This is a genomic window from Bathymodiolus thermophilus thioautotrophic gill symbiont (genome assembly GCF_003711265.1).
In the GTDB taxonomy this organism is placed as follows: domain Bacteria; phylum Pseudomonadota; class Gammaproteobacteria; order PS1; family Pseudothioglobaceae; genus Thiodubiliella.
On record NZ_CP024634.1, the window covers coordinates 2,114,143 to 2,132,002 of the forward strand.

Sequence of the window (17,860 nt, forward strand, 5' to 3'; positions counted from 1 at the left end):
GTTATAAAAATAACTCTTTCGAGTTGGTTATTGATAGCCTTCTAATGTAAGCAGTGCTAAAAATTCTTGTTGTTAGTCGCAACTAGGCTCTTCTTCTAAATTGTGTTGTGCAAAATAATCAACCACACAAACCTCACGCTTATCCTCATCATCAATGTCTTCGCAACGATTTTTAGCACCATCACGCACTGTTTGCATTTGTTTTTCAGTTGCATCATCATTTAAAACGGCAACCCCATCTTTCGCATCAGCAAATATATTAAAACTCAATAATAACCCAAATAATATCGCTAACTTTTTCATTCTTACTTCCTATGTTTTGACTAATTAAAAACCCCCATTATTCATAAGAAAAAATACTTTGCAAGTCTATCTACATTCAATAATATTATGATAAATTAATATTATCCATTGCTTGATTAGCCAGCAAATCTGCCATATCATTACCTTTGTCGCCACTATGACCTTTGACCCAACGCCAATTGACTTGATGTTTTTGATTGAGCTTGTCTAATTGTTGCCAAAGATCTGCGTTTTTAACGGGCTTTTTTGCAGCTGTTTTCCAATTTTTCTGCTTCCAACCAACAATCCATTGAGTAATGCCGTTCATCACATATTTTGAATCGGTGTATAAATCAATGTCTATATTTGCCGATTTAATCGCTTCTAACGCCTTAATCGCAGCCATTAATTCCATGCGATTATTGGTGGTGTCTTTTTCCGAGCCGTTGAGTTTTTTCTCACGCTTACCGTAACGCAACCACACGCCCCAACCGCCAATACCTGGGTTGCCTCGGCAGCCGCCATCTGTGTATATAATTATTTTATCCATCAATATTTATTTGTAGCCAATATTCTAATAATGCCAAATGCCATAGGCGTGAACCATTCAATGCGGTCATATAATCCTCGGGTTTGTTAATCACTTTTTTGATAAATTTTTGCTCAAACACGCCACGATTTTTGCACGCACTTGAGGTGAGAATATCACCCATAAAATCCAAAAACTCGCCACGCACATATTTCAATGCTGGCATAGGGAAATAACCTTTTTTGCGGTCAATGACACTGTCAGGTAATAATCCACGGGAAATATATTTAAGCGGATGTTTACCCTCCTCTGCCATTTTTAAACTTGGTGGCATACTCAGCGCATGCTCAACCAATTGCGTATCCATAAACGGTACGCGTGCCTCCAAACCCCATGCCATCGTCATATTATCCACGCGTTTAACAGGGTCATCAACAATCAGGCGAGTAATATCAGTGCGAAAAACCTTGTCCATAAATTCATCTGCATTGGCTTTGGCAAATTCTTTATTAAGCCATTCTTGCGTGTGATTGCCTGTGTGGTATTTGGCATTCACAGTTTGTAAATATTCCTCATACGGTCTATCAACATAGTGTTTGGCAAAGCGTTCAAATTCATTGCCCGATTCTTTTTGCATGCGTGAATACCAAAAATACCCTGCAAATGCCTCATCTGCCCCCTGCCCTGACAACACCACTTTAATGTGCTTTGACACTTGCTCAGACAATAAATAAAACGCCACTGCATCTTGTCCCACCATGGGTTCTGCCATATTCGCCACCGCCTCACCCAGTCGGGGCAACACTTGCGAATTGGCAATAACATATTTTTCATGCGTGGTGTTGAATTGCTTAACAATTTGGTCTGAATATTCAAACTCCGAGCCTGCTTCATCATCAATATCCTCAAAACCAATCGAAAAAGTGTGAATATTTTGATGCCCTGCTTCGTGCAACAAGCCCACCAATAACGAAGAATCTAGCCCACCTGACAGCAATACGCCAATCGGAACATCTGCTGCTAACATTCTTTTATCCACTGCCTTGATTAACAATTCATGGGTTTTATCGAGATAATCTTGGTTACTCAAATCCGTTCTTTGCGCACTCGGTTGCCAATAAGTTTTTTCGTCAATATTGCCTTGCATATCAATCGTTAGCGTGGTGGCAGGTTTGATTTTATGCACCCCGTTGAGAATTGTATTAGGTGCAGGCACCACGCCATGTAGTGACAATTGCTGTTGCAATGCCACTGAATTAATACTGCATTCCGCACCAATCGCCAGCAAAGCTTGGGTGTTGGAAGCAAAACTAAAAGCGTTGTTACTAAGGTTAAAATACAGCGGTTTAATACCCATTCTATCCCGTGCAACAAACAATTTTTTACCATTCCAAACACAAAAAGCAAACATACCATCTAAATGCGTAACACAATCCTCACCCCAACAATGATAAGCCTTGAGTATAACTTCGGTGTCAGAAGTAGAAAAAAACCGATACCCCTGTTTCCTTAAATCCGTGCGTAACCTTTGATAATTGTAAATCGTGCCATTAAACACCAAAACCAAACCAAGGTTATCATCCACCATAGGTTGGTGTGCATGATTAGACAAATCAATAATACTCAAACGCTGATGCCCGAATCCTATGGTTTTGTCCAGCCAAACACCCTTGTCATCAGGGCCTCTGCGTGCAATTTTTTGCATCATCGCTTGCAAGTCGGTTTGCACCACTGCTTGATTGTCAAATCTTAATTGTCCACAAAGTCCACACATATTAGAGTTACAAAGAATGTAAAATAATCTATTTTATCAAGTATTGCTACCAGTAATGACACAAACACTTTACGACAAATTGATGAGCGCACACATTGTGCGTGAAGAGGAAACCACAGCACTTATTTATATTGATCGGCAACTCATTCACGAGGTAACTTCGCCACAAGCCTTTGAAGGCTTAGCCATAGCGGGCAGAAAACCATGGCGCATTCAAGCAAATTTAGCAGTGCCTGATCACAATGTCCCAACGACTGAACGATCAAGTGGCGTAGACAGCATCACCGACCCAATTTCAAAACTGCAAGTACAAACTTTGGATGAAAACTGCAAGAAATTTGGCATTAATGAAATTCAGATGAATGACATTCGCCAAGGCATCGTGCATGTAATTGGCCCTGAGCAAGGTGCGACACTGCCTGGCATGAGTATCGTTTGTGGTGATTCACACACCTCCACTCATGGTGCATTAGGGGCTTTGGCCTTTGGCATTGGTACCAGCGAAGTTGAGCATGTATTAGCCACAGGTTGCTTGTGGCAATCTAAAGCCAAAAATCTCAAAATCGAAGTAACCGGCACACTCAACAACACGGTCAGCGCTAAAGATGTGGCACTTTATATCATTGGACAAATCGGCACAGCGGGTGGCACAGGTTACGCCATTGAATTTACAGGTAGTACCATTCAAAATCTGTCCATAGAGGGTAGAATGACCTTGTGCAATATGGCAATCGAAGCTGGCGCACGCGTCGGCATGGTTGCCGTTGACGACAAAACTATTGACTATGTCAAAGGCAAGCCACTTGCACCAACTGGCGAGGAATGGGACAAAGCCGTTCAATATTGGCGCACTTTGCATTCTGATAAAGAGGCAATTTTTGACAAAACACTACATTTTTCAGCCAGCGACATTAAGCCCCAAGTTACTTGGGGTACTTCCCCAGAAATGGTGGTGGCAATTGATGAAAGCGTACCAAATCCCAAAAATGCCAAAAACGAAGTACAGAAAACCAGCTGGCAAAACGCACTTGATTACACCCATCTAGCCGCCGACACCAGCATATCAGACATTAAAATCGACAAAGTTTTTATTGGCTCTTGCACCAACTCACGCATTGAAGATTTACGCATTGCTGCCAGCGTTGCCAAAGGTCAGCACATTGCCGATAATATTAAATTAGCACTGGTGGTACCGGGTTCTGGCTTAATCAAAAAACAAGCCGAAGAAGAAGGGTTGGACAAGATTTTTACCGATGCAGGTTTTGAATGGCGTGAAGCCGGTTGCTCAATGTGCCTAGCCATGAACGCCGATAAACTAGAAGCAGGCGAAAGATGTGCCAGCACCTCAAATCGTAACTTTGAAGGCCGCCAAGGAAAAGACTCGTTCACACATTTGGTTAGCCCCTATACGGCTGCAAAAAGTGCGATTTGTGGGCATTTTTGCTAAAGGGTACCTCCACCCCAGTGCGATTTAGGGAAGGTAGAAAATAGTGCATTTTTTAGCCAAAAATGAGGAGAAATAGCCCGCTATTTAATAAATTTTTGGATAAGAAAGATGCTGTTTTATGCTTTCCATAAATTGTATTGGGATTTCTGGAGATTCCCTAAACCCAATTTTCAACTTTTAAACCGTGAACACGCTTAAATTCTTTTTCATTATTCGTAACCAGAATCAAGCCTTCACTTATTGAATGCCCTGCAATATGCAAATCATTAACGCCTATTATGACACCTTTTTTCTCTAAATCCGCTCTAATAATGCCATATTGTTGAGCGGATTTTTGCGTGTAATCAAGGACATTTAAATGTGAAACAAAATCTTCAAGAATAAGTCGATTATTCTTTTGTTGTTGAGATTTTTCCACCCCATGAATAAGTTCAGATAAAGTAATACTAGAAATTGCCATTTGCCCTGCATTTTCATTAAAAATTTCAAGCAAATCAATAGGTTTACGCTTCATTACATAAATACAAATATTGGTATCCAATAAATATTTATTCATCAAACGATTCCCTTTCACACTCCAACTGCACCGCTCTTGTGACTAAAAAATCATCGCTAACTTGGGCATCCGAGAGAAAAAAATTGTCCCAAACACTGTCAATTGGCGATATAATCCTGTCTTTATTATTTTTACGAATAAACACTTTTTTAACCGAACTGTCCAAACGCATAGCCATTGGCAATCTGACTGCCTGAGTTTTGTTGTTAAGAAATACCGAACTAGTTATCATAATCAATCCTTTATTAAAGTATACTTGTAGTATATACCAATTTAAAAAATATATGCAAAAATCTACCCACACCTTAAATCGTAACTTTAAAACCCACCAAGGAAAAAACTTGTTTACGCATTTAATCAGCCCTTATACTGCCCCCAAAAGTGCGACTTGCGGAGTTTTGCTGATGGGTGATTTTATTAAAAAGACAGAAAGCCGCATTTGCATTCTAATTGCAACTATCATTATGAGTCATTTTTTAGGTATTTAAATATGTCATTTCTTACTATGGAACCCAGCAATCGAACCTTTAAAGCCTTAATGAGCAATGGGGTTAAGTACTATGTGCCTCGTTTTCAGAGGGACTATTCATGGGATCAAGAACAATGGGAAGATTTATGGGAGGATATTAAAAATTTAGAGGAAGAAGAACATTATATGGGCTATATCGTTCTGCAGCGTGATGAGGAAGATAAAAATAAATTCTCAATCATCGATGGGCAACAACGCCTCATTACCTTATCTTTGTTAGTTTTATCAGCAATGAATAAAATTCAAAACCTTATTGATAATGATCAAGATGCTGAAAATAATAAAATACGATTAAACGAAATGAGAAGAGGTTTTATTGGCACATTAAGTCCTGCCACACTTATCCCTTATAACAAGTTAATTTTAAATAGAAATAATGACGCCAAATTTAAAAAATTGACTGAAGATTTACAATCCCTTATCAGTAGGAATTTAACTAAAACAAATAAGCTAATGTCAAATTGTTTTAAATTTTTCTGCACAAAAATAACACATGATTCTGGCGTTAATATTGTTAATTTTATTGAACAAATAACAGACAGCATGTTGTTTACCAATATTATCGTTAATGATAACTTAAATGCTTATAAGGTCTTTGAAACACTTAATGCTAGAGGCGTTCAACTTTCAACGCCTGATTTACTTAAAAACTATTTATTTTCTCAAGTTGTTGCTAACAATCAAGCAATTGACAGTAACGAACTAGATGCTATGGATGAAAAATGGAGCGTTATTATTTCTGAATTGGGTGAAGAAAATTTTACCGATTTTGTGCGTTATTATCACAATGCTCATTACCCTTTGGTTACCAAGAAAAAACTGTTTTCAAGCATCAGGAGTAACATTCAACAAACACAAGCGGCACAAAGTTATTTAAAAAGCCTATCACAATATGCCAACATATATGCAGCACTTAACAATCCAGAAGATGAGTTGTGGAACAATTCAGAATATTTTAAAGTTAAGCCTTATTTAAAAGCATTTAAGTTATTCAATATCAAGCAACCTTTTTTATTGTTATTAACTGCTTATGATAAATTTAGTGCGGATGAATTTGTCAAACTTGCTGAATACTTATATGTATTGTCAATTCGTTACAATGTTATTGCCCATTACTCTCCCAATAAATTAGACAAAGTTTATAATGCATTGGCAATGAAAATTTCAAGTCAGGCGTTGAAACGGGCAAATCATGTTAAAAATCAACCAGAATTTAAAAACTTATATCCTGATGACAAAGCATTTCAAGCGATATTCAAATATCACACCATGCCTAGTCGACAAAGTCATAAAAAAATCCGCTTTTTATTGACCGCAATTGAAAATAAATTAGCAAAGTCCAATGTAGATTATAGTAATTGGACTTTAGAACACATTACCCCTTACAATATAACTGAAGAATGGGCGGAATACTATGAAGGACAATATCAACAAGATATTGACAGAATGGGGAATATAATATTATTAACGCCCTCAGACAACAAGGAGTGTGGAGCCCAACTGTTTGATAAAAAGAAAGTCATTTATCGACAATCCAATGTCGAACTTGCTAAAAAAATATCTACCTACGATCAATGGAACAGTGAAACACTTGAGCGCCATCAAGATTGGCTAGCACAACAAGCAACAAATACCTGGAGAATAAATTATGAATAAATTTACCACACTAACATCAATCAGTTTGCCGCTTAACCGTGCCAATATTGACACTGATGCGATTATCCCAAAACAGTTTTTAAAATCAATTAAGCGCTCAGGTTTCGGGGTTAATTTATTTGATGAATGGCGTTACTTAGACCTTGGTGAAGTGGGAATGGACAATAGCAAGCGCTTGCTTAATGCAGATTTTGTGTTAAATAAGTCAAAATATCAAGGGGTAAAAATACTTTTGGCACGGGAAAATTTTGGCTGTGGATCGAGTCGCGAGCATGCGCCTTGGGCGCTGGAAGATTATGGGTTTCGGGTGATTATTGCACCAAGTTTTGCCGATATTTTTTACAATAATTGCTTTAAAAATGGCATTTTACCTATTGTGCAAGACGATGAAATAATGGACAAATTATTTGCAATAACGAATGAAATCACCATTGACCTTGGGGCGCAAAATATTTATGCTGATGGTGAAAATTATCCTTTTGAAGTAGATTTAGAACGAAAAAGACGATTGCTAAATGGTCTTGATGACATTGATTTAACTTTGCAATATAAAGACGATATTAAGGCATTTGAAAAAAACTATTTTAGTCAATACAGCTGGCTATGATTGGCAAGCTTACCGGTGTTATTTTAGACAAAAACCCACCTGAAATTTTGCTTGATGTTGCTGGCATTGGTTATGAAATTCTCTGCCCAATGTCCAGTTTTTACGCCATGGGGGATGAAAAACAACTTTCGTTATATACCCATCTGTCCATCAAAGAAGATGCACACACTCTATACGGCTTTGTCTCCAAAGATGAAAAAACTTTATTCAGAGAACTCATTAGAGTCAACGGCATTGGCCCTAAAGTAGCACTGGCGATTTTGTCTCATCTTGACATTGTTTCACTGATGAGTGCCGTTGCCAATGAAGACGATATTTTGCTGGCAAAAACCCCCGGTATTGGCAAGAAAACTGCTCAAAAATTGATTGTTGAACTCAAAGACCGCCTAGTAAAACTGGAGCTCAGTAATAGCAGTAATCAAGTGATTAAGCCTAGTAACAATCCAAATATCAGCAAAGCGCTGTCTGCATTGCAAGCACTTGGCTTTAAGGCGAAAGAGGCGGAAAAAATGCTGAGTGTCATTACCGATTATACTTTGAGCACTGAAGAACTCATCCGTCAAGCATTGAAAAACAAGTAATCATTTGAGTGCACCCATGTCTGTCTAAAATATAGATTGAGGACTTGGAAAAATGCAATTTTTGCCCTTCTGGAGAAATGCTGTATAGTGCTTTTTGTTGAACCTTATGCAGAGAAGGAACGGTTATAAACCGTTCCCTACGGTTAAGACTTGCCCTTGTCTCAAATTGACAAAAATTTTTATTTTTTGCTAAATTTAGTTATCCAATTCACAAATTGAAAATTCATTAAATAAAGACACGGCAACAAAATAAGCGTCATTACTGTGCCGAATAATAAGCCATAACCCAAAGACAATGCCATTGGTTTTAAAATAAAATCTGTGCCACCGATACCGTAAGCCAAAGGAATGATGCCTGCCAAAGTGGTTAAACTGGTGAGTATTACTGCGCGCAAGCGGTCTTTTGCACCTTGAACAATCCATTCAAGTGCTGGCGTGGTGGCAGATAATTTCTGTTTCAAATAATTTAAATGAGTAACCATCACCAAAGAATCATTCACAATCACCCCAACCAATGCCAGAGTGCCTAGCAATGCGAAGAAACTCAGTGGCTCGCCGTGTAAAAAGAACGCCCAAATGACACCAATAACTGAGAAAGGAATAGCACTAAGCACCAATAACGGCTGGGTATAAGAATCAAATAACAAAATTAACAAAAAGAAAATGACGAAAATAGCCATAACAAATGCCTTTAGGAAACTTTGCATTGATTTTTTTGACTCTTTCGCGCCACCTTCGCTCAAAACTCGAACAGCAGGATATAAATTATCGGCATCAAATGACTTGAGAACCTGCTTAATAACCACGGGCGTACTGGCAACTTCATCATCAATACTGGCGCTGATTTTTACCGAGCGTTGTCCATCAAAATGGTTAAAATCAGGCTCGCCAACAATATGGCGAATATGGGAAAATTGCTTAAGCGGCACAGGCCTAGACTGGCGGTTATTAATTTTAAGTGTGCTGATAACTGCCTCTGATTGTTTCGGCTCACCTAAATAAATCCTAAAATCAACATCGGTATCGCCATAACGAATATCCGTCACATTAATACCGCCAAAGGTGGCTTTTAAATAGCGATTAACTGTAACAAAATCCACATTCAGCCTTGCCATTTTTTCAAAATCCAATACCACTTCAATGCGTGATTTACTTGGCTCATCGTCTCTATCAATATTGTCCACACCCTTTATTTGCTTAAGAATTTCAACCAAAGCATTTGCAGCAGTTTGACGCTGGTCATCATTATCACTCACCAACTGAATTTCAATATCTTCACCTTGTGGTGGACCAGGGCGACGCACGGAAAAAGTGAGATTTTCCGCTTCAACAACCTCTGTAGCGCGTGCTTTTAAGCGTTGAAGTTGTTCCTTAGCTTGAATTTTTCGCTTACTACTCGGTACCAAAGCAATGCTAAAATTTGCCACATGAGAAAACGATTGACCGACATTATTAGTTAAAGAATCCAAATCTACGCCAACCACATCCTTAATTAACGCCTCAACTTTATGACTCACACTTGCCGTATATTGCAACGAACTGCCCGGTGGCATCTTGAGTTTTGCAGTAATAATATCAGCACCTACTGTTGGAAATAAAGTAAGGCGCATTTGTGTTGCAGCGAAAAAAATCGATGCCCCCAATAATGCAAGAAATCCTATTACTATTAAATAGCGTATTTTTAAGATCCCCTTAAGCACTTTTTCAAACCAGTCTTCAATTGCATTAAACCAATTTTTCTTTTGAGGTTTTTCGCTCAAACCAGCAAGATGTGCAGGTAAAGCAATCGTTACTTCTAAAAAAGACAAAGTTAAGGCAAAAATTACCACCAATGGAATGACATAAATAAACTTGCCCATTGTCCCTTCCATTAAAAACATAGATGAAAATGCCAAAACCGTGGTCAATATGGTGGTGATAACTGGCATGATAACCCGTTTAAAACCAGTTACAGCAGAATGATACTTATCCTTGCCTGTTTGCTTGTGATGATGGATACTCTCTGCCACAATAATGGAATCATCCACCACAATGCCCAGCACCAAAATCATTGCTGCCAGTGATATCAAATTAATCGTCTCGCCTGCCACCCCTAATAACGCCACCGAACCCAGTAACGACACAGGCAAACTCACTGCCACCCAAAACGCTGTTTTTAGTGACAAAAACACCCCCAATACCACCAATACCAACAACAATCCAATTATGCCGTTGTTGGTCACAATCTCCAATCTATTGCGCACATATTTAGACGAATCAGAGGAGTAAAAAATGTGTACTTGCGGATATTTTTTCGCTTGCAATGCGTGTAGTTTTTCTTTGATTAAATCAACTGTGGTAATAATATCGGCATGTGCTTGCTTACGAATTTTTAAAATAAACCCCTTGGTGGCGTTAACGCGTACAATTGATTTTTCCTCAACATTGCCATCACTAATAGTAGCAATGTCTTTTAACCGCACTACTGGGCCGTCAAAACTTGATTTTATGATCACATCCCCCACTGCTTGTGCTTGGTCAAATTGTGCCAGCACTACAATGGTTTTCTCATTCTTGATATCATTATTACTACCAACGGTATAACGCTGATTACGCTTCTGAATTGCACTGATCACTTGTGGCAAAGACAATTTATATTGATACAATTTATCGGTGTCAATGCGTATCTGAATTTCACGGTCTAAATACCCTTCTTTGACCACCTCAGAAACCCCATCAACCAACGCTAATTCATCAGCAATTGCATCAATGTTGTTGCGCAATTGGGCAAAAGATAGACTGTTACTGTTGATATTAACTTTTAAAATGCTTTGCAATGAACTTTTCATGTCCACCACTTTAGGCAAATCCACCACCTCAGCTGGTAGTGATTTAATTCGGTCAACCGCATTTTGAATGTCTTGTTTTAACGCACCAACATCATCCACATCGGGCGACAGCGTTACCAAAATAACAGAAGACCCTTGGCGAGAAATGGAGTTAAATTTTTCAATTCCTATTACACTGCTTAATTCATCCTCAATTGGATTGGTGATATTTTGCTCAACATCTTCAGGAGATGCACCTGGATAACCAGTAACAATGGTTACCAATTCAAAATCAACCGCTGGAAACTGGTCTCTCTGAATATTGTTAAACGCCAACAAGCCAACCGCAATAATACTTACGGTAAAAACCAGTGCCAGTTTTTTTTGCTTAACAAAAAAATTAAAAAGATTATCCATAGAAATATCAGTATACCCAAATAGACGCCAGTTAATTTATTTACCGCGCGCCCTTTTGCGTGCCGTTTCACTCAATAAACGCTTGCGAATACGGGTGTTATTCGGCGTTACTTCCACCAATTCATCGTCATCAATAAATTCTAACGCTTGCTCAAGATCAAGTTTAATCGCTGGTGTGAGTGATACCGCTTCATCAGTACCAGAGGCACGAACATTGGTAAGTTGCTTGCCCTTCATGACATTGACAACCAGATCTTTATCTCGTGTATGAATACCAACCACCATACCTTCGTAAATATCAGTATTGTGCTCAACAAAGAATTTACCCGATTTTTGCAAATTAAAAATCGCATACGCTACTGCTTGCCCTTGCGTCATTGAAATCAGTGAGCCGTTATTGCGTTGACCGATTTCACCGTCTTTTCTAGGCTTGTAAGCATCAAATGAAGAATTCATTAAGCCTGTACCTGTAGTTGCAGTTAAAAATTCTGTCCTAAAGCCGATTAAACCACGGGCAGGAATGTTAAAGTCTAATTTCACCCTACCATTACCATCAGGCACCATATCACTAAGTTCACCTTTGCGCTCACCTAACTTCTCCATCACTGTGCCTTGATGCTGAGATTCAACATCAACGCTCAAATTTTCAAACGGCTCACAAATCACCCCGTCAATCTCTTTTAAAATTACTTGTGGACGACCTACTGCCAACTCAAATCCTTCACGGCGCATGGTTTCAATCAAGATAGACAAATGCAACTCTCCCCGACCTGATACCAAAAATTCAGAAGGATCTTCAGTATTTTCAACACGCAATGCCACATTGTAAATCAGTTCTTTGTCTAGGCGATCACGAATATTTCTTGAAGTAATATACTTGCCATCTTGACCTGCAAATGGCGAATCATTGACACGAAATGCCATTGACACTGTCGGCTCGTCCACACTAAGTGGCGGTAAAGCTTCAACGGTTTCAACATCGCAAATCGTATCAGAAATAGAAATACCTTCAATACCTGTAACACAAGCAATATTACCCGCTTCAGCACTGTCAGCCTCCACTTTCTCTAAACCCATAAAACCCATTAAACCTGCAATTTTAGCCTTGCGTTCAGTGCCATCAGCACTCACCACTATCACTTGTTGGTTTTTCTTAACAGTGCCACGGGTAATCCGTCCAATGCCAATTGCCCCAATAAATGAGGAATAATCAAGTGCTGTGATTTGCATTTGCAACGGTGCATTTACATCCACTTCTGGTGCTGCTACTTTGGCAATAATGGTTTCAAACATAGGGGTCATATCACCCGAACGCACATCGTCTTCTAGCGATGCGTAACCATTAATACTTGAAGCATAAATAATAGGGAAATCCAGTTGCTCATCAGTTGCACCTAGTTGGTCAAACAAGTCAAATACTTGGTCAATCACCCAATTAGGACGCGCCGCATCTTTGTCAATTTTGTTAATCACCACAATTGGGTTAAGCCCCTGATCAAAGGCTTTTTTAGTTACAAAACGCGTTTGTGGCATTGGCCCTTCTTGTGCATCCACCAACAACAAAACCGAATCCACCATCGACAATACCCGCTCTACTTCACCACCAAAGTCGGCGTGTCCGGGGGTATCAACAATATTAATATGATAATCGTTCCATTTAATTGCCGTATTTTTACTGGAAATAGTGATACCCCGCTCTTTTTCCAAATCGTTAGAATCCATCATTCTATCCGTGGACTCAAAACGGTCATCAAAAGTTTGTGATTGCTCTAAAAGTTTATCAACCAGCGTGGTTTTTCCGTGGTCAACATGGGCAATAATGGCAATATTTCTAAGTTTGTCGTTCATTAGATGATAATTAGTGTTTTAAAAAAATCGCTATTATCCCCTAAAGAGTGCCACCATATTAGCATTAAATAATATAAATGGTAACTTTTACATAATTCATAATTTTTCACTCTGATTTTAATGTTTGTATTTATGAGGTTTTTACACAATATAGAAACCTTTGCATAAAGCATAAAAGTATGGATGATTAGCAAAATTCAATTTTTGTCCAATTGGTAATTTTCTTAAATATTGTCCTAGCAAGGCTAAGGCTGGGTTTAAGAAAATCACCAAGTGGGTGAAACGAGGATTCTTGATGATTATTCATATTTATGCAAAGGTCTCGAATAATATGCTGTCAATACTGGGGATGAGGATAGGTGCTAGGTTGTTTGGTTTATTTTTGAAAATGGCATTAGATATGGATGCTGAATAAAAGTTAGCCTGTGGTTAATATCCCTGTCTAATGCAATGGCTTCGACTTGAAGGAGGTATTTTTTTTGCCGCCCATCATCCATTTTTATTATCTAAAAACAAATGCTTGATTTGCATCATTCAAAAAAATAAAATTAAGGTATAATTCAATTTTTATTGAAGTCTTTGCATAAAGGTGCAAGTGGTTGACAGAATTCAATTTTTGCCTAATTATTCTTGATGAATATTCATATTTATGCAGAGATTTCTTATTTACAGGAATTTACCCTGTACTTCAAAAAAATCCAATTAATTTAAGTTAGGTACGAAAAAACTAGGGGAATAAACCATGCAAATAAAAACACAAAAACAAATCACAATATTACAAAATAAAGCGCAAAAAGTCGCTGACCAACTCAACGAAGAAGTTGTTGCCATTGCCAAAGGCATTCAGCACATCCAAACCCAAACAGGTGTGGTTTACCAATTAAATGCCGAAAATTTTGACGCTAAAAAGTTAACCCTAATTGCCAAAAAAATTGGCGATGATTTAGAGGTAACACTAGAGGAAAGTGTTGTTGTCTTTGACAACTATTTTAATGTTTGTGGAACTGATTTATCCTGTTTAGTTTCTCTACCTACCGAAGATGGCGGGCTTTACCACATTGTTGCTGATGCGTTCTTTACTTTAGAAGATGGCACGCAAGTTGTGTATTTTTATGGCGAGCAATCTATTGTCACTACAGAGTCTAGTGCAGCAAGCACAAAGGGCAATCAAAGTTTTTTCGATGTTATTAATTCAAATATAAAAATCGTAGCCATAGTTACAGCTGTAGCGGTTGTGGTTGCTAGTAGTGGTGGCAGTGGTGGTAGTGGTAGTGATGATGGTGATGATAGTGATGATGATAACAAAACTCTGGAACAGCCAATTGTTCAAGTAGCAGAAGTAAACGCCACAGAAAATGAAGCGAAAGATGAAAATCACATTACGGTAAAGGCAGAACTAGGTAGTAAGGTAACCATCACCTTTTCTGCAAATGGAAAAACGGTTACCAAGATAATTGAATCTGCCTCAGGTAATCATGACAAAGTTTCTGTTTTAACAGTTGACGAACTTAACGCATTAGGTGATGGCTCGATCAGTATTTCAGCCGTTGCCGCTAAAGATGGTGTAATAAGTTCTGCTGGCACTGGTAGTTTTACACTTGATACTGTGGCACCAATATTTGATCAGCAACCTACTGCAATCAACACTGATATTAACACCCCTATTACAACCACTATTTATGATGCACAAGCAACCGACCAGAATGGCAATGCAGATGAAGGTATTACTTATAGTATAAAAGGTACAAATGCCAATAAATTTGAGATTACTGCTAACACTGGAGTGGTAACTTATAAAACAATGCAAACATCAGTGCACATTGATGCAATTACCATTGTTGCTACCGATGTCGCAGGTAACGAGAGCTTACAAAATATAACCGTTTCGGTTGTCAACAATCCAACCATTCAAGTGGCAGAAGTAAACACCACAGAAAATGAAGCACAAGATGAGAATCAAATTACGATAAAGGCAGAAGCAGGTAGCAAGGTAACCATCACCTTTTCTGCAAATGGAAAAACTGTTATAAAGGTAATTGAATCTGCCTCAGGTAATCATGACAAAGTTTCTGCTTTAACAGTTGACGAACTTAACACATTAGGTGATGGTTTGATCAGTATTTCAGCCGTTGCCGTTAAAGATGGTGTAACAAGTTCTGCTGGCACTGGTAGTTTTACACTTGATACTGTGGCACCAATATTTGATCAACAGTCCACTGCAATCAATACGAATACTCACGCCCCTATTACCACTATTTATGATGCACAAGCAACTGACCAGAATGGCAATGCAGATGAAGGTATTACTTATAGTATAAAAGGTACAAATGCCGATAAATTTGAGATTACTGCTGACACTGGAGTGGTAACCTACAAAACGATACAAACATCAGAGCACGATGACACAATTACCATTGTTGCCGCTGATATTGCGGGTAATACGGTTGAGAAAGTCGTTACTGTATCAGTAAAAAATTTGATGCACGGCTTTACTATTGATGGTGGAAATGGTGGTTATGCAAGTGGCTGGTCAACCTCCTCAGCAGGCGATGTTAATGGCGATGGCTTAGATGATTTAATTGTTAGCTCTTATTTGGATGGTACCACGCCTGATGGCTCAAGGAATCGTTCAGGTAATTCTTATGTCGTGTTTGGTAAAATTGATGAAACTATTGTTGATTTATCAGCCGTAGTCTCTGGTACGGGTGGCTTTGTTGTTCATGGTGATGGCACGTATCCAGGTGATTGGAGTGGCTGGTCAGTCTCCTCAGCAGGCGATGTCAACGGTGATGGTTTAGATGATTTGATTATTGGTGTTCGTAATGCTTGGGGGAGGAGTCCTCCAGGAGAAGACCCTAGGCAGTTTTCAGGTAATTCTTATGTCGTGTTTGGTAAAACTGATGGAACTGCTGTTAATTTATCAGCCATAGGCACAGATGGTTTTTCTATTGAGGGTGCTTCTAATCTAGAACAGAACGGCTTCTCGGTCTCCTCAGCAGGCGATGTCAATGGCGATGGCTTGGATGATTTGATTGTTGCTTCTGCTTATTTTAACACAGCAGAAGGTAGGGTTTATGTCGTATTTGGTAAAACTGATGGAGTTACCGTTGATTTAGCAAACATAGGCACAAGTGGCTTTGTTATTAAGGGCGAAGAGGTTCAGAATTGGTGGACTGGCCGATCAGTTTCCTCGGCAGGCGATGTCAATGGCGATGGTTTAGATGATTTAATTATTAGCGCTTATTATGCAAACCTTGAAGCAGGTAAATCCTATGTCGTGTTTGGTAAAATTGATAAAAATGACATTAATTTACTAGACATAGTGTCAGGCACAGGTGGTTTTGTTATTAATGGTGAAAATGATGGTGATTTGAGTAGTTGCTCAGTCTCCTCAGCAGGTGATGTCAATGGTGATGGCTTGGATGATTTAATCGTTGGTGCTCATAAAGCAACTTCTAATAATAAAGCCGAAACAGGAAAAACTTATGTCGTGTTTGGTAAAACTGACAAAAATGCCGTTAATTTATCAACTATAGCTTTAGGCACAGGTGGCTTTGTTATTAATGGTGAAAATGCTGGTGATTGGAGCGGCTGGTCAGTCTCCTCAGCAGGCGATGTTAATGGCGATGGCTTAGATGATTTGATTATTGGTGCTAAAAAAGCAAATTCTGGCAATGGTAAATCTTATGTCGTGTTTGGTAAAGCTAATGAAGACTCTGTTAATTTATCAGCCATAGTCGCTGGCACGGGTGGCTTTGTTATTAATGGTGAGAGTGCTGAGGATGAGAGTGGCCACTCAGTCTCCTCGGCAGGTGATGTCAATGGCGATGGCTTGGATGATTTGATTGTTGGTGCTTATTTGGTAAATCATAGCCTTCAAGAAGGCAAAGGTAGATCTTATGTTGTGTTTGGCAAAACCGATACAGCAGCCGTTCATTTAGCAGATGTTAGTGCTGGTCGGGGTATCATTGGGCATGCAATTGATTTTCAAGGAAATCAGAGCGAATATAGTGGCACCTCTGCTGATGAATTGTTTGTTGCTGGTGAAGGTGACAATATCTTAATAGGCAATGGTGGTACCGATGTCTTTAATGCAGGTGCGGGCAATGATACTATTATCATTGATAGCAACAACCTTACTAAACTCTACAGCAACACATTGAGCAATAATTTACTTGCTCGTGTTGATGGTGGTGGTGACATTGATATTCTAAAATTAAGTGGTAGCAACCTTAGACTAGACCTTACTCACATAGACAATGGTCGTATTCAAGATATTGAAGTCATAGATTTAACAGGATCAGGTGACAATACTTTGATACTTAATCTGAATGACTTGCTAGATATTTCAAGTTCAACTAACATTCTTAAAGTTATTGGTAATTCAGGCGATAAAGTTGATATAGAACTTAATGACAATGCCTTTGTTCAAAATTCTGCATCAGAAACAAAGGATGGTATTACTTATCATGTTTATAGCAATGCTAACGCCTCCACTGCAGAATTATGGATAGATCAAGGTTTAGGGGTGATTTAACAACTGTTCTCTACCGTTGTTCTGAGCTATCGTTTGCTTCACCCTTTCAATTAAAGGGTAATGATATTCTTAAACCTTGTCCTAGCAGGGTTAAGGCTGGGTTTAAAAAATTACCAAATGGGTGAAAAGTGGATTCTTGATGATTATTCATAATTTATGCAAAGGTCTCATAGTGCCAATACTTGGAATAAAAATGGACGCTAGACTGTTTAGCTTATTTTTTGAAAATGATATAGGATATAATTCAACTTCTTTCATTGTAGGAATTTACCTGCATTTCAAAAAAAAAG

General features: G+C 38.7%; 12 protein-coding genes. 5 read left to right on the plus strand and 7 right to left on the minus strand.

What is annotated here, in order from left to right; genetic code table 11:
* Positions 1-72: 72 nt before the first annotated feature.
* From MS2017_RS07385 to MS2017_RS07395, 3 genes are all read right to left on the minus strand, one after another.
* The gene (locus MS2017_RS07385; protein WP_071564946.1) at positions 73-303 is read right to left on the minus strand and encodes a hypothetical protein; all 231 of its coding nucleotides are present in this window, start codon (positions 301-303) and stop codon (positions 73-75) included.
* A gap of 85 nt (positions 304-388) precedes the next feature.
* The gene (gene rnhA / locus MS2017_RS07390) at positions 389-832 is read right to left on the minus strand and encodes a ribonuclease HI (RefSeq protein ID WP_071564945.1); all 444 of its coding nucleotides are present in this window, start codon (positions 830-832) and stop codon (positions 389-391) included.
* Positions 825-2,585 carry an N-acetylglutaminylglutamine amidotransferase gene (locus tag MS2017_RS07395; RefSeq protein WP_071564944.1) on the minus strand — a complete coding sequence of 587 codons (1,761 nt, stop codon included), beginning with the start codon at positions 2,583-2,585 and terminating at the stop codon, positions 825-827. The genes rnhA and MS2017_RS07395 overlap by 8 nt, the downstream gene beginning before the upstream one ends.
* Before the next feature lie 55 nt (positions 2,586-2,640).
* Between MS2017_RS07395 and leuC the strand changes: the two genes are divergently transcribed.
* Positions 2,641-4,032: a 3-isopropylmalate dehydratase large subunit gene (leuC, locus tag MS2017_RS07400; RefSeq protein WP_122951786.1), complete on the plus strand. Its 1,392-nt coding sequence runs from the start codon at positions 2,641-2,643 to the stop codon at positions 4,030-4,032.
* A gap of 157 nt (positions 4,033-4,189) precedes the next feature.
* On the opposite strand, the gene vapC is transcribed toward leuC, so the two are convergent.
* A complete protein-coding gene (gene vapC, locus MS2017_RS07405) occupies positions 4,190-4,588 on the minus strand; it encodes a type II toxin-antitoxin system tRNA(fMet)-specific endonuclease VapC (protein ID WP_071564942.1) in 399 nt (132 codons plus the stop codon).
* On the minus strand, positions 4,581-4,820 hold the full coding sequence (vapB, locus tag MS2017_RS07410; RefSeq protein WP_071564941.1) for a type II toxin-antitoxin system VapB family antitoxin: 240 nt from the start codon (positions 4,818-4,820) through the stop codon (positions 4,581-4,583). Before vapB ends, vapC begins: the two co-directional genes overlap by 8 nt.
* A 258-nt stretch (positions 4,821-5,078) precedes the next feature.
* Here vapB and MS2017_RS07420 point away from each other — a divergent pair, with 258 nt between their 5' ends.
* Genes MS2017_RS07420 through ruvA form a run of 3 tightly spaced genes read left to right on the plus strand, consistent with a single transcriptional unit; the run spans position 5,079 to position 7,961 of the window.
* Complete coding sequence (locus tag MS2017_RS07420) at positions 5,079-6,773, plus strand: DUF262 domain-containing protein (RefSeq protein ID WP_241156917.1); 1,695 nt, start codon at positions 5,079-5,081, stop codon at positions 6,771-6,773.
* Positions 6,766-7,380, plus strand: coding sequence for a 3-isopropylmalate dehydratase small subunit (leuD, locus tag MS2017_RS07425; protein ID WP_071564938.1), 615 nt, complete (start codon positions 6,766-6,768; stop codon positions 7,378-7,380). The genes MS2017_RS07420 and leuD overlap by 8 nt, the downstream gene beginning before the upstream one ends.
* Positions 7,377-7,961: a Holliday junction branch migration protein RuvA gene (ruvA, locus tag MS2017_RS07430; RefSeq protein WP_071564937.1), complete on the plus strand. Its 585-nt coding sequence runs from the start codon at positions 7,377-7,379 to the stop codon at positions 7,959-7,961. The genes leuD and ruvA overlap by 4 nt, the downstream gene beginning before the upstream one ends.
* 179 nt (positions 7,962-8,140) lie before the next feature.
* Here ruvA and MS2017_RS07435 read toward each other — a convergent pair whose 3' ends face one another.
* Positions 8,141-11,185, minus strand: a complete 3,045-nt coding sequence (locus MS2017_RS07435) for an efflux RND transporter permease subunit (RefSeq protein ID WP_122951788.1) — start codon at positions 11,183-11,185, stop codon at positions 8,141-8,143.
* 36 nt (positions 11,186-11,221) lie between these two features.
* Positions 11,222-13,033, minus strand: coding sequence for a translational GTPase TypA (gene typA / locus MS2017_RS07440; protein WP_122951789.1), 1,812 nt, complete (start codon positions 13,031-13,033; stop codon positions 11,222-11,224).
* 742 nt (positions 13,034-13,775) lie between these two features.
* Here typA and MS2017_RS07445 point away from each other — a divergent pair.
* Complete coding sequence (locus tag MS2017_RS07445) at positions 13,776-17,570, plus strand: beta strand repeat-containing protein (protein ID WP_122951790.1); 3,795 nt, start codon at positions 13,776-13,778, stop codon at positions 17,568-17,570.
* The last annotated feature ends 290 nt before the right edge of the window (positions 17,571-17,860 follow it).